Annotated in this window: 13 protein-coding genes; 9 read left to right on the forward strand and 4 right to left on the reverse strand. The window is 41.1% G+C overall.

What is annotated here, in order from left to right:
- The 3 genes from pyrE to prmC all read right to left on the reverse strand — a co-directional run.
- Positions 1-431: orotate phosphoribosyltransferase (pyrE, locus tag ACT8YW_RS18455; protein ID WP_444106670.1), on the reverse strand; the 431-nt coding region annotated here is incomplete at its 3' end.
- 78 nt (positions 432-509) lie between these two features.
- Positions 510-992, reverse strand: coding sequence for a regulatory protein RecX (locus ACT8YW_RS18460; RefSeq protein WP_444106672.1), 483 nt, complete (start codon positions 990-992; stop codon positions 510-512).
- On the reverse strand, positions 989-1,825 hold the full coding sequence (gene prmC, locus ACT8YW_RS18465; RefSeq protein ID WP_444106674.1) for a peptide chain release factor N(5)-glutamine methyltransferase: 837 nt from the start codon (positions 1,823-1,825) through the stop codon (positions 989-991). Before prmC ends, ACT8YW_RS18460 begins: the two co-directional genes overlap by 4 nt.
- Positions 1,826-1,861: 36 nt before the next feature.
- Between prmC and ribD the strand changes: the two genes are divergently transcribed.
- From ribD to ACT8YW_RS18505, 8 genes are all read left to right on the forward strand, one after another.
- On the forward strand, positions 1,862-2,917 hold the full coding sequence (ribD, locus tag ACT8YW_RS18470) for a bifunctional diaminohydroxyphosphoribosylaminopyrimidine deaminase/5-amino-6-(5-phosphoribosylamino)uracil reductase RibD (RefSeq protein WP_444106676.1): 1,056 nt from the start codon (positions 1,862-1,864) through the stop codon (positions 2,915-2,917).
- Positions 2,918-3,059: 142 nt separating this feature from the next.
- On the forward strand, positions 3,060-4,568 hold the full coding sequence (locus ACT8YW_RS18475; protein ID WP_444106677.1) for a DUF6242 domain-containing protein: 1,509 nt from the start codon (positions 3,060-3,062) through the stop codon (positions 4,566-4,568).
- A 25-nt stretch (positions 4,569-4,593) separates the two neighbouring features.
- Entirely contained in the window at positions 4,594-5,328 is a 735-nt protein-coding gene (locus tag ACT8YW_RS18480) for an isoprenyl transferase (RefSeq protein ID WP_444106679.1), read from the forward strand.
- Between the two features lie 30 nt (positions 5,329-5,358).
- Entirely contained in the window at positions 5,359-8,013 is a 2,655-nt protein-coding gene (bamA, locus tag ACT8YW_RS18485; RefSeq protein ID WP_008997928.1) for an outer membrane protein assembly factor BamA, read from the forward strand.
- 23 nt (positions 8,014-8,036) lie between these two features.
- The gene (locus ACT8YW_RS18490) at positions 8,037-8,552 is read left to right on the forward strand and encodes an OmpH family outer membrane protein (RefSeq protein ID WP_004310500.1); all 516 of its coding nucleotides are present in this window, start codon (positions 8,037-8,039) and stop codon (positions 8,550-8,552) included.
- A gap of 56 nt (positions 8,553-8,608) precedes the next feature.
- Positions 8,609-9,124: an OmpH family outer membrane protein gene (locus tag ACT8YW_RS18495; RefSeq protein ID WP_004299779.1), complete on the forward strand. Its 516-nt coding sequence runs from the start codon at positions 8,609-8,611 to the stop codon at positions 9,122-9,124.
- Between the two features lie 108 nt (positions 9,125-9,232).
- Positions 9,233-10,075: a glutamate racemase gene (murI, locus tag ACT8YW_RS18500; protein ID WP_444106681.1), complete on the forward strand. Its 843-nt coding sequence runs from the start codon at positions 9,233-9,235 to the stop codon at positions 10,073-10,075.
- A 76-nt stretch (positions 10,076-10,151) separates the two neighbouring features.
- A complete protein-coding gene (locus ACT8YW_RS18505) occupies positions 10,152-10,385 on the forward strand; it encodes a DUF2007-related protein (protein WP_004299777.1) in 234 nt (77 codons plus the stop codon).
- Here ACT8YW_RS18505 and ACT8YW_RS18510 read toward each other — a convergent pair.
- Positions 10,354-11,502 (reverse strand): pyridoxal phosphate-dependent aminotransferase, encoded by a 1,149-nt coding sequence (locus ACT8YW_RS18510; RefSeq protein ID WP_004324592.1) that lies wholly within the window; start codon positions 11,500-11,502, stop codon positions 10,354-10,356. The two genes, ACT8YW_RS18505 and ACT8YW_RS18510, sit on opposite strands and share 32 nt — an antisense overlap.
- Before the next feature lie 105 nt (positions 11,503-11,607).
- Here ACT8YW_RS18510 and proB point away from each other — a divergent pair, with 105 nt between their 5' ends.
- A complete protein-coding gene (gene proB / locus ACT8YW_RS18515) occupies positions 11,608-12,690 on the forward strand; it encodes a glutamate 5-kinase (protein ID WP_444106684.1) in 1,083 nt (360 codons plus the stop codon).
- Positions 12,691-12,802: the final 112 nt, after the last annotated feature.

Here is a 12,802-nt window from a genome sequence, read left to right on the forward strand (position 1 = left end):
CAACCATCGCGACGAATTGCTTCAACAGCCTTCAAACTACTACCACCTGTAGAAATCAAATCCTCTACGACTACGACTTTCATACCCGGACGAAGTTCACCTTCAATCAGGTTTTCCAATCCATGATCTTTGGGGGTAGAACGAACATACACGAACGGCAAATTCAATGCATCAGCTACTAAAGCTCCCTGCGGGATAGCGCCTGTAGCCACACCAGCAATCGCATCCACCTGTCCGAATCGTTCTAATATCAGACGTGTAATTTCAATCTTCACAAAATTACGAAGAGAAGGATAGGACAGAGTTTTACGGTTATCACAGTAAAAGGGGGATTTCCATCCAGAAGCCCATGTAAAAGGGTTAGCGGGTTGAAGTTTAATAGCTTTAATCTTCAACAGTTTCTCCGCAAATAGTCTCTCTAAGTTTTTCATAACTAAACTAACTATTAATTATTTGCCGCAAAAGTACAGAAATTGAACGAGAATAAAAAGAAGAATCCGTTTATTTTTTCAGTCAATTTGTTCCTCTTCATCGGGAATGTCGATACAACGCTTAATATCTTTCAGTTCAAATCCACGACTCATGGCAAATCGCATCAGCTTTCCATTCAATTCATAATCGTCTGACGCATGGATACTTTTCCGCTTGGAAGCCAGCAGGTCACGCAGAATAGAAAGATATTCTTCTTCATCAATTTCATTCAGATAACGCCATGCCACATCAGAAGGGATCTTCTTCATGTAAAGCCCCTGGGCTATTTTCATTTTCCCCCACTTGGCAAAGCGGAACTTGTCATTCACAAAAGCCCTGCAGAAACGTTCATCATCAATGAACTTCTCTGATTCCAGTCGGTCAAGAATACGCGCAATGGTATCATAGGCAATTCCCCAACGTTGTAACTTCTCATTTATTTCTGCCCGGCAATGCTCGGCAGTGGAGCAGTAAGAGGCTACGCGATTTAAAGCCTCTTCATCAGTTAATTGTGCACTCATCGGTTAGCTGTAACTATTCTATCTTTTCCAAATATGTCTTTTATAACACGAACATCACGATATTGGTTCATTTCAAGTATGTGTGCTGTTTCCCGGCCATAAGCCTGGTTGATTTCAAAATAAAGTTTTCCGCCCGGCAATAGCAAATCACTTCCCAGACAGGCTATACGATTATAAAACCGTAAAGGATCCTCGTCAGGAACGAACAAGGCCAACCCCGGTTCCCAATCAAGGACATTAGCGTCCATTTCGTTCTTTTCCGTTTCAGTCACATAAGGCGGATTACTGACGATCAGATCAAAAGACGGCACCTTTTCCCAGTCATCAGACAATACATCTCTTTGCAGAAATCTCACCCCGGCTTCCAAATCTTCATTGTTTTTACGGGCAATAGCCAACGCTTCTTCCGAAATATCCCATGCCTCTACGTCTACATCCGGAAGTTTTTTATCCAGAGAGATCGCAATGCATCCACTTCCCGTACCTATATCTAACAGATGACGGGCATTCGGATTCTCCTTTACTATTAGCTCTACGAGTTCTGCGGTCTCCGGTCGAGGGATTAACACGCCGGAAGCAACCTTAAAATTCCTTCCACAAAACTCTGCAAAACCGCGAATGTACTGTATCGGTTCATTTTTCTGTAAACGGAATATAATGTTTTCTAATTCACGCTGTTTGCATTCGGATAAAATTATATCTTTGCCCATGTAAATATCAAGCGCATCTAAGCCTAACATATCGCAACAAATCAGCATTGAAAGAGCTTTTATCTCTTCCTGCGGATAGATTTCCTGCAAAGACTGGCGAATGTAAGCGGTGATACGATTCATATTTTCACAATTTCGGAGTGCAAAAGTAAGAATAATATGGCGAAGAGCACCAAAATGGAAGAAGAAAAATACATGAGGCGTTGCATTGAGCTTGCAAAGAACGGGTTATGCAATGTGCCTCCAAACCCGATGGTAGGAGCTGTTATCGTATGTAACGGACGTATTATCGGTGAAGGTTATCACATTCGTTGCGGAGAGGCACATGCGGAAGTCAATGCAATCCGTTCTGTCAAAGACGAGTCTTTATTGAAACATTCTACGATTTACGTCAGTTTGGAACCTTGCTCCCACTACGGGAAAACACCTCCTTGTGCGGATCTGATTATAGAGAAACAGATTCCGCGCATTGTTGTCGGATGCCAGGATCCCTTTTCTGAAGTAGCCGGACGGGGGATTCAAAAACTACGGGATGCCGGACGAGAAGTTACAGTCGGCATATTAGAGGAAGAATGTCAATCACTGATTCGTCGTTTTATTACTTTCAATACACTTCATCGGCCTTTTATCACGTTAAAATGGGCAGAGTCAGCCAATCATTTTATTGATATGGAACGTACAAGTGGAATGCCTGTGATACTCTCCTCGCCTCTCACTTCAATGCTAGTACATAAAAAAAGAGCGGAAGCTGATGCTATTATGGTAGGCAGGCGAACAGCTTTATTGGATAATCCGTCGCTAACGGTACGCAACTGGTATGGGCATAATCCAATACGTGTCGTATTAGACCGCACATTATCTCTTCCGAATGATTTACAAATATTCGATGGAAATGTGCCAACATTAGTCTTTACTGAAAAGAAACAGCCAGCAAGAACCAACATCACATATATCTCCATTGACTTCAATCATAACCCACTGGAGCAGATTATGGAAGTACTGTATCAACGGAAAATACAATCTTTACTGGTAGAAGGAGGCAGCCAATTGCTGCAATCATTCATTAATGATGAGCTATGGGACGAGGCGTATATCGAGAAGTGCCCCAGCAGGCTACATTCCGGTGTTAAAGCACCTCAAATGGACGATAATTTTAGTTATTCGATAGAAGAACACTTCGAAAGACAATTTTGGCATTATGTTCATCGGATATAGCTAAGATAGTTCTATTCAGGGGGTTTTACGTCGATAAAAACAGTGTTATTATCTATAATTTTATATAAAACTTACCTGTAATGTTCATTATCGGAAAAAATGTTTCTATTTTTGCAACTTGTAAATAAACACAATCTTTCAAATGAAAATAAAGTTTTTATCATTCATTGCGAGTTTTTTCATGGTGTCATTTGTTATAACGTCATGTCTTGATGACGATAATAACATCGAATATAGCCCGGATGCAACTATCCATGCGTTTGCACTTGACACAGCAGGCCTTGGGAGTTATAAATTCACTATTGATCAATTATCACGTGAAATTTATAACGAGGACTCTCTTCCTGTTCATGCCGATACCATCATTGACAAGATTTTAATCAAAACATTAACTACGGCATCAGGCGTCGTAACAATGAAAGACAAAAGCGGTAACGATTCTGTCATAAACATCAATGATTCTATCGATCTTCGGGAAGATCTCACTATTAAAGTGTGGTCAACAGAAGCGTTAGCGGGAATATCTCCTAATCAAACTAAGGAATATACTATTAAGGTAAATGTGCATCAGCATGATCCGGATTCGTTGAGATGGAAGTATATGGATAAAATTAATAACCAAATCCAAATTACAGGAGAACAAAAATCCATTATTTTTGGAAGCGAAGTATTCACATACTCTGTAGTTAATAGCAGGTTATATGTGTATAAGAATTCTTTAACTAATTTCGGCAGTGGGACCCCACAAGAAACTATAGGATTACCGGAAGGTAAACTTCCGACTTCTATCATAACTTTCAAATTTGACGGAAGCAACGCCATGTTATATGCGACCTCCGATGATTATAAAGTGTATGAATCTGAAGATGGAATAAATTGGGAAGTATCTAAAAAGTTTGGAGACAAAGTGGAGTTACTCTTAGCGACACTGACAAATAACCAAATCAGCAGAATTTGTTATATAAAGAAAGAAGCAGACAACCAACGCTATTTCTATTATCAGACAAATGATAAACAAATAGAGACTCTTGAAACTTACGACGAAGGAAAAGTACCTGCTAATTTCCCAACTAAAAACATATCCTACACAGTATATGAGTCTGCGACAAATATTAAATCTGTCCTTTTAGTGGGAGATACAGAGACGGCGACTTTGGCTGATGACAGCGAATTAGAAACGACCATTGTATGGGCATATGACGGAAGTAAATGGGTTGAGTTCTCAACAACTTCCTCCGTTGCATACTGTCCCAAATATACTCAACCATCTATCATATATTACAATGACTTAGTATATATATTTGGCCAAAATTTCAGTTCTATTTATGTTTCCAATCAAGGGTTATTCTGGAGAAAAGCTAACTCCAAGTTTGCATTTCCTCATAGAGATTGGAGCAAAGGAGGAACTCCAAACCCTAGTGTAGATCCTGAATTCAGAGGTAAAACGAATTACTCAATGGTACTAGACCCTGCGACTCAAAATCTATGGATTATATTTAGTAAAGGAAGCGCCAGTTTCGAAGAAGAGGTAGAAAAAGCAGAAAGTACTAAGTCTACCACAACTGAAACACGTACTTATAATCATGATTCAGAGGTATGGCGTGGTCGTCTTAATCAACTATGGTTTGATTTGGCAAAAGCTGGCAAATAAAAACGTATACGTTTAAAATAAAAAGATGTCCTATATAGAACAAATAGACAAAACTCGGATACCACAACACGTGGCCATCATAATGGATGGGAACGGACGATGGGCAAAACAACGAGGAGAAGAACGTACTTACGGTCACCGTGCTGGCGCAGAAACGGTACAGAATATTACCGAAGATGCCGCCCGTTTGGGAATCAAGTACCTGACACTGTACACCTTCTCAACCGAGAACTGGAATCGGCCGCAAGACGAGATTGCGGCTCTGATGAATCTATTGCTAGAATCTATTGAAGAAGAGACATTGATGAAAAACAATATTCGCTTCAATGTAATCGGTGATTTCAAAAAGTTACCTGTTGAAGTCCAGAAAAGTTTGGCATCATGCATAGAACGTACATCCAAAAATAGTGGTATGTATATGGTATTAGCTCTTAGTTACTCATCCCGTTGGGAAATAACCGAAGCTGTACGGCAAATAGCAACGCAAGTAAAAACGGGAGAAATATCTCCCGAACAAATAACCGATGAGTGTATCTCATCTCATTTGGATACTAATTTTATGCCCGATCCAGATTTACTGATCCGAACGGGAGGCGAAATCCGGCTAAGCAATTATCTCCTATGGCAATGCGCTTATTCGGAGCTTTATTTTTGTGACACCTTTTGGCCCGACTTCGATAAAGAAGAATTCTACAAAGCCATTTGGGAATATCAACAAAGGGAACGCCGATTCGGCAAAACCAGTGAACAGATCAGCTAATATAACTCGAAACATCAAATTATAACATAAATGCATTATCGTATTTCCTTTATATTCATAACGTTTGTCTGCCTGTGCTGCTTTGCAACAACAGGCATTGCGCAAAATGCTAACACTGATGAAGACTCGAAACCTGTCATCTTATACTCTGGAACACCCAAAAAGTATGAGATAGCAGATATTAAAGTCGAAGGCGTAAAGAATTATGAAGACTATGTATTGATTGGACTATCCGGACTATCGGTAGGACAAACAATTACTGTGCCGGGTGACGAAATTACTGGAGCAATCAAACGTTATTGGCGTCATGGTTTGTTTTCAAACGTACAAATCACAGCCGAGAAAATTGAAGGCGACAAAATCTGGTTAAAAATCAGTCTGACACAACGCCCGCGTATCGCAGATGTGCGCTATCATGGTGTGAAGAAGTCGGAACGTACCGATCTTGAAAGCAAGCTGGGAATGGTAAAAGGTATGCAGATTACTCCGAATACCGTAGACCGTGCCAAGACATTAATCAAACGTTATTTCGACGATAAAGGATTCAAAAATGCAGAAGTAATCATCTCGCAGAAAGACGATCCATCCAGCGAAAATCAGGTGATCGTCGACATTGATATCGACAAAAAAGAAAAAATCAAAGTACACGAAATACAAATCGTTGGTAATCATGCAATCAAGGCTTCCAAGCTGAAGAAAGTAATGAAGAAAACCAATGAGAAAGGTAAACTTCGTAACTTGTTCCGCACCAAAAAATTCGTGCCGGAGAACTTCGAGGCAGATAAGCAACTGATTATCGACAAATATAATGAGTTGGGCTACCGTGATGCAATGATTGTAAAAGACAGCGTTTCACAGTATGACGAAAAGACTGTAAACGTTTATTTGAATATAGACGAGGGACAGAAATATTATCTGCGTAACGTTACATGGGTAGGTAACACTCTCTATCCGTCAGAACAGTTGAACTTCCTGCTCCGCATGAAGAAAGGTGACGTATACAACCAGAAGCTATTGAACGAACGTGTTTCTACAGATGATGACGCTATCGGTAACTTATATTACAACAACGGTTACCTGTTCTATAACCTCGACCCGGTAGAAGTAAATATCGTTGGCGACTCTATCGACCTCGAAATGAGAATCTATGAAGGTCGTCAGGCTACTATCAATAAGATCAAGATCAGTGGTAATGACCGTTTGTATGAAAACGTTGTTCGTCGTGAACTTCGTATTCGTCCGGGACAATTGTTCAGCAAAGAAGACTTGATGCGTTCTTTGCGTGAAATTCAGCAGATGGGACACTTTGACCCGGAAAAACTGCAACCGGATATTCAACCGGATCCGATGAACGGAACTGTTGACATAGGTTTGCCTTTGACTTCCAAAGCTAACGACCAGGTGGAATTCTCTGCAGGTTGGGGACAGACGGGTATTATCGGTAAGTTGAGCTTGAAGTTTACCAACTTCTCTGTAGCCAACTTGTTGCACCCGGGTGAAAACTACCGTGGTATCCTTCCGCAAGGTGACGGTCAGACATTGACTATCAGCGGACAAACGAACGCTAAATACTACCAATCATACAGTATTTCATTCTTCGATCCATGGTTTGGCGGTAAACGTCCGAATTCATTCTCTGTATCGGCATTCTTCTCCGTACAGACAGATATCAGTAGCCGTTACTACAACTCCAGCTACTTCAACAACTATTACAACAGTATGTATAGTGGCTACGGTGGTTATGGAATGTACAACTATGGTAACTATAACAACTACGAAAACTATTATGACCCTGATAAATCTATCAAGATGTGGGGACTTTCCGTAGGTTGGGGTAAACGTCTGAAATGGCCGGATGACTATTTCACTCTTTCCGCAGAATTAGCTTACCAACGTTATAACTTGAGCGACTGGCAATACTTCCCGGTCACCAACGGTAAATGTAATGACCTTAGCATTTCATTGACTTTGGCTCGTAACTCTATTGACAACCCAATCTTCCCTCGTTCGGGTTCAGATTTCTCACTGTCAGTTCAGTTCACACCGCCTTACTCGTTGATGGACGGTAAAGACTATAAGGGATATTACAGCAACCCTGAAACAGGTAGCATTACCCAGGACAACATGAATAAGCTTCATAAATGGATAGAATACCACAAATGGAAATTCAAAGGCAAAACATATACTCCGCTGATGGATCCGGTTGCTCATCCTAAATGTCTGGTATTAATGACACGTACGGAATTCGGTCTGTTAGGTCACTATAACCAATACAAGAAATCTCCGTTCGGTACATTCGACGTAGGTGGTGACGGTATGACCGGTTATTCAACTTATGCAACTGAAAGCATCGCTTTGCGTGGTTACGAAAACAGTTCATTAACACCATACGGTTCTGAAGGTTATGCCTATGCACGTCTCGGTATCGAATTGAGATATCCGTTGATGCTGGAAACAAGTACTAACATTTATGTGTTAGGTTTCCTTGAAGCAGGTAACGCATGGCATGATATCAAGAAATTCAATCCATTCGAGTTGAAACGTTCTGCCGGTGTCGGTGTTCGTATCTTCCTTCCGATGATTGGTATGATGGGTATTGACTGGGGTTACGGTTTCGACAAAGTATTTGGTTCTAAACAATATGGAGGAAGCCAGTTCCACTTTATCTTAGGACAAGAATTCTAATGTATCATCAAAAACTAAACGTTATGAGAAAGTCTGTTCTATTAATCATGATGCTATTTGCTGTCAGCATGGCAGCAAATGCACAGAAATTTGCACTGATCGATACGGAATATATTATGAAGAATATTCCGGCAGCTCAAAGCGCTAATGAGCAAATGCAAGAAGCTACGAAGAAATACCAGAGTGAAGTAGAAGCTCTGGCTAAAGAAGCACAGAAGATGTTCCAGGATTACCAGGCTAAATCTTCCACTCTTTCTGCCGCACAAAAAACAAAGACAGAAGATGCAATCGTAGCGAAGGAAAAAGAAGCAGCCGAGCTGAAGCGTAACTACTTCGGTCCGGAAGGCGAATTAGCCAAGATGAGAGACAAGTTGATTACTCCGATTCAGGATGATATTTATGAAGCAGTGAAAGCTATATCACAGCAACATGGATATGATATGGTAATTGACAGAGCCTCTGCTACAGGTATAATATTTGCAAATCCACGCATAGATATTAGTGATGAAATCCTAAGAAAATTAGGATATTCAAATTAATTTCATACATTTGCAGCTGGAAATAACTAAAAATCATTCAAATAAATTATAGAACTATGCTAAAAAAAATTGCACTTGTAATGTTGCTTGCACTCCCAATGGGTGTATTTGCACAGAACCTGAAATTCGGCCACATTAATGCACAGGAAATCATCACTGTGATGCCGGAATTCACCAAAGCTCAAAATGATATTCAGACTTTAGAAAAACAACTTACTGCCGAACTACAGAGAACGCAGGAAGAATTCAACAAGAAATATCAGGAATTCCAACAAGCTATCGCTAAGGATTCTCTTCCTCCTAACATCGCTGAAAGAAGACAGAAAGAGTTGCAGGATATGATGCAGAGACAAGAGCAATTCCAACAGGATGCTCAACAACAAATGCAGAAAGCACAGAATGACGCAATGGCCCCTATCTATCAGAAGTTGGACAATGCTATCAAAGCTGTAGGCGCTGCAGAAGGTGTAATCTACATCTTCGATCTGGCAAGAACTTCGATTCCTTATGTAAACGAATCACAGAGCATCAACTTGACTAGCAAGGTAAAAGCAAATCTTGGTATCAAATAAGAACTGACCAAGAATAAAGAAATACCAAAAGGGAAAGAGAAAGAAGGATCATCTTCTTTCTCTTTCCCTTTTTTTGGTGTACATTTGCGTATATAAATCAAGTTTATCATGAAGCAACATCTATCCCATACGCCCGGCCCAATCGGAGTATTCGACTCCGGCTACGGAGGTCTGACCATCTTAGACAAGATTAGAGAAGTACTACCGGAATATGATTATATCTATTTGGGAGATAATGCACGTGCCCCCTATGGGACACGTTCTTTCGAAGTCGTATACGAATTTACCCGGCAAGCCGTCAACAAACTGTTTGATATGGGATGCCATCTGGTTATATTAGCTTGCAATACTGCTTCCGCCAAAGCTTTGCGCAGCATTCAAATGAATGATTTACCCCAAATCGATCCTGCCCGCCGTGTGCTCGGAGTCATCCGCCCCACTGTAGAATGTGTTGGAGAGATTAGCAAGAATCAGCATATCGGTGTGCTGGCAACAGCAGGCACCATCAAATCCGAATCGTATCCATTAGAAATACATAAACTGTTTCCTGAAATTCAGGTCAGCGGGACAGCATGTCCGATGTGGGTATCCTTAGTTGAGAATAACGAATCACAAGACGAAGGAGCAGACTATTTTATCCGGAAGTACATCGACCAATTACTGTCAAAGGATCCTCAAATAGATACTGTCATCCTCGGATGTACCCATTTCCCCATACTCCTACCTAAAATCCGGCAATACATTCCGGATCATATCAGTGTAATTGCACAAGGAGAATATGTTGCAGAAAGCCTGAAAGACTATCTGACAAGACATCCCGAAATGGATGCCAAATGTACTAAGAATGGCAACTGCCAGTTTTACACGACCGAAGCGGAAGAAAAGTTTTCAGAATCGGCCTCTACTTTCCTTAAACAGCAGATTAGCGTAAAACATATCACACTCGAATAATTTTTAAGAAAATAAATAACCATTTCTCTCTCTTTTTTGTTATATTTGTAGATAACAACCCCTAATAAGTAAGATCATGAAAGAAGAAGATTATAGCAAGGCAATAGAAGTATTCTCCGGATCCCCCTGGGAAGCCGAAATCATTAAAGGGTTATTAGAAAGCAACAATATCCGTTGTGTAATCAAAGATGGAATTATGGGGACATTAGCACCCTATATCGCTCCTTCCGTATCCGTCCTCGTGACAGAGGAAGAATACGAAGCAGCCACCGAGCTAATCAGAAGTCGGGACGAGAAAGGTAGCGATTGATACGGTCCAGTCCTTCTTTGATATTCTCCAATGAGTTTGCATAGGAGAAGCGTACATATCCTTCACCTCCCGTACCAAAGTCCACCCCGGGAGTAATGCCGACATGCGCATGTTCGAGTACATCGAATGCAAAGCGATAAGAGTCGGTAGTAAATTTGCGTGCGTTGGCAAAAATGTAAAATGCTCCTTGAGGTTCTACTTTAATCTCAAACCCCATTTCCCGAAGACGAGTAATCATGTACCGGCGACGCTCATCATAAATCTGCTTCATCCGTTCCACATCCGAATCAGCCTGCCGCAATGCAGCAATCCCAGCCTGTTGGGCAACGCTGGACGCACAAATAAATAGATTTTGCTGCAACTTCTGCAAAGAACGCATACAAGATTTAGGTGCAATCAAATAACCCAGCCGAAGACCTGTCATCGCAAAACGTTTAGAAAATCCGTTCAGGACAAAAGCCTGATCGGTATATTCAAGAATGCTGTGCGCACGTCCTTCATAGACAAGTCCATGATAAATCTCATCCGAAATAACAGGAACTCCCAGTGCTGCCACTTCTCTCAAGAATTTTTCATCCAGCAACATTCCGGTCGGATTCATCGGAGAATTGATAAAGATAGCCGCTGTATGTGGATTCACACATTTACGAATAGCTTCTATGTCGTATTGCAGATATTCTTTAGACAAAGGAACCAAAACGGGTTTAGCCTGGGTAGCCAACACAAAATTACGGTAACAAGCATATCCCGGATTGGAAAGAATCACTTCGCTATCCGTGTTGCAGAGCAACATCAACGCAAGAAGAATGGATGGAGAAGAACCGGAAGTCACCACAATGCAATCCGGATCTACCGTCACTCCATATTCCCGTAGATAAAAAGCAGCAATTTCCCGCCGGAGTTCTGGGTCTCCCAAAGAATGTGTATAGTGAGTAAGATGACGATCATAAGCCGCTTTTGCTGCTTCCGACACACAAGACGGCACATCAAAATCGGGTTCACCAACCTCCAAATGAATAATATCAACACCTTGTTTCTGTAATTCGTTTGCCCTCTCCAACACATCCATTACGATGAAGGAGGTCATCTGTTCTACTTGTGGATTTGTATGTTTCATTGTTTATCTTTTCTCTATCTAGCTGCAAAGATAATTCTTTTTAGCCTGTTTTGGTAGCATATCGGCAAAAAGCTCTATATTTGTGCTTTCAAATCGTTAGTAAGGATGAAACAGGAATTTACACGAATCGCAGTAAAAGTAGGAAGCAATGTATTAACACGCCGCGACGGAACGCTGGACGTTACCCGTATGTCGGCACTTGTTGACCAGATAGCGGAATTACACAAGTCCGGGGTAGAAATCATTTTGATTTCTTCGGGAGCTGTTGCTTCCGGACGCAGTGAAGTGCATCCGCAGAAAAAACTCGATAGTGTAGATCAGCGCCAATTATTTTCTGCTGTGGGTCAGGCCAAACTAATCAACCGTTACTACGAACTTTTCCGTGAGCACAATATACCTGTCGGCCAGGTACTGACAACGAAGGAAAGTTTTGGTACTCGCCGCCATTATCTGAATCAGAAAAATTGCATGACGGTAATGCTTGAAAATAATGTCATTCCTATTGTCAACGAAAACGATACAATTTCCGTCAGCGAGCTGATGTTCACCGATAATGATGAATTGTCCGGACTCATCGCTTCCATGATGGATACGCAGGCGCTCATTATCCTAAGTAATATTGACGGGATTTACAATGGTTCACCTTCCGATCCAAGCTCTTCTGTTATTCGGGAGATCGGTCACGGCAAAGACTTATCCAACTATATTCAGACAACTAAGTCCAGTTTCGGACGGGGGGGGATGTTGACGAAAACCAATATTGCCCGCAAAGTTGCTGATGAAGGAATTACAGTGATTATTGCCAACGGGAAGCGGGATAATATTCTGGTAGATTTATTACAGCATCCTGAAGAAACTCTTTGTACACGTTTTATACCATCAGACGAACCGGTATCCAGCGTCAAAAAATGGATTGCCCATAGCGAAGGTTTCGCCAAAGGGGAAATTCACATAAATGAATGCGCTACAGAAGTTCTAAACTCTGAAAAAGCTGTCAGTATCCTCCCGATCGGAATCACTCATATTGAAGGTGAATTTGAGAAAGATGACATTGTACGTATCATGGACTTTCAAGGAAACCAAGTTGGCGTTGGGAAAGTGAACTGTGATTCGAAACAGGCACAAGAAGCGATTGGCAAGCATGGAAAGAAACCGGTAGTACATTATGACTATCTATACATTGAATAATTAATAATAAGAATTTCTGTTTTATCCGATTTTAGACTAAAATTAGCTTGTTTCTGCACGATTTTGAGCTAAATTCATAGTTACAAGGGCTAATCTAACGCAATACAGTCTT

The sequence above is a fragment of the Bacteroides sp. genome (assembly GCF_052357945.1).
In the GTDB taxonomy this organism is placed as follows: Bacteria; Bacteroidota; Bacteroidia; order Bacteroidales; family Bacteroidaceae; genus Bacteroides.

Excerpts from the sequence above, each read along its gene's own strand:
- ACT8YW_RS18460 (WP_444106672.1), bottom strand. The coding sequence starts at position 992 with ATGAGTGCACAATTAACTGATGAAGAGGCTTTAAATCGCGTAGCCTCT.
- prmC (WP_444106674.1), bottom strand. The coding sequence starts at position 1,825 with ATGAATCGTATCACCGCTTACATTCGCCAGTCTTTGCAGGAAATCTAT.
- ribD (WP_444106676.1), top strand. The coding sequence starts at position 1,862 with ATGGCGAAGAGCACCAAAATGGAAGAAGAAAAATACATGAGGCGTTGC.
- ACT8YW_RS18475 (WP_444106677.1), top strand. The coding sequence starts at position 3,060 with ATGAAAATAAAGTTTTTATCATTCATTGCGAGTTTTTTCATGGTGTCA.
- ACT8YW_RS18480 (WP_444106679.1), top strand. The coding sequence starts at position 4,594 with ATGTCCTATATAGAACAAATAGACAAAACTCGGATACCACAACACGTG.
- bamA (WP_008997928.1), top strand. The coding sequence starts at position 5,359 with ATGCATTATCGTATTTCCTTTATATTCATAACGTTTGTCTGCCTGTGC.
- ACT8YW_RS18490 (WP_004310500.1), top strand. The coding sequence starts at position 8,037 with ATGAGAAAGTCTGTTCTATTAATCATGATGCTATTTGCTGTCAGCATG.
- ACT8YW_RS18495 (WP_004299779.1), top strand. The coding sequence starts at position 8,609 with ATGCTAAAAAAAATTGCACTTGTAATGTTGCTTGCACTCCCAATGGGT.
- murI (WP_444106681.1), top strand. The coding sequence starts at position 9,233 with ATGAAGCAACATCTATCCCATACGCCCGGCCCAATCGGAGTATTCGAC.
- ACT8YW_RS18505 (WP_004299777.1), top strand. The coding sequence starts at position 10,152 with ATGAAAGAAGAAGATTATAGCAAGGCAATAGAAGTATTCTCCGGATCC.
- ACT8YW_RS18510 (WP_004324592.1), bottom strand. The coding sequence starts at position 11,502 with ATGAAACATACAAATCCACAAGTAGAACAGATGACCTCCTTCATCGTA.
- proB (WP_444106684.1), top strand. The coding sequence starts at position 11,608 with ATGAAACAGGAATTTACACGAATCGCAGTAAAAGTAGGAAGCAATGTA.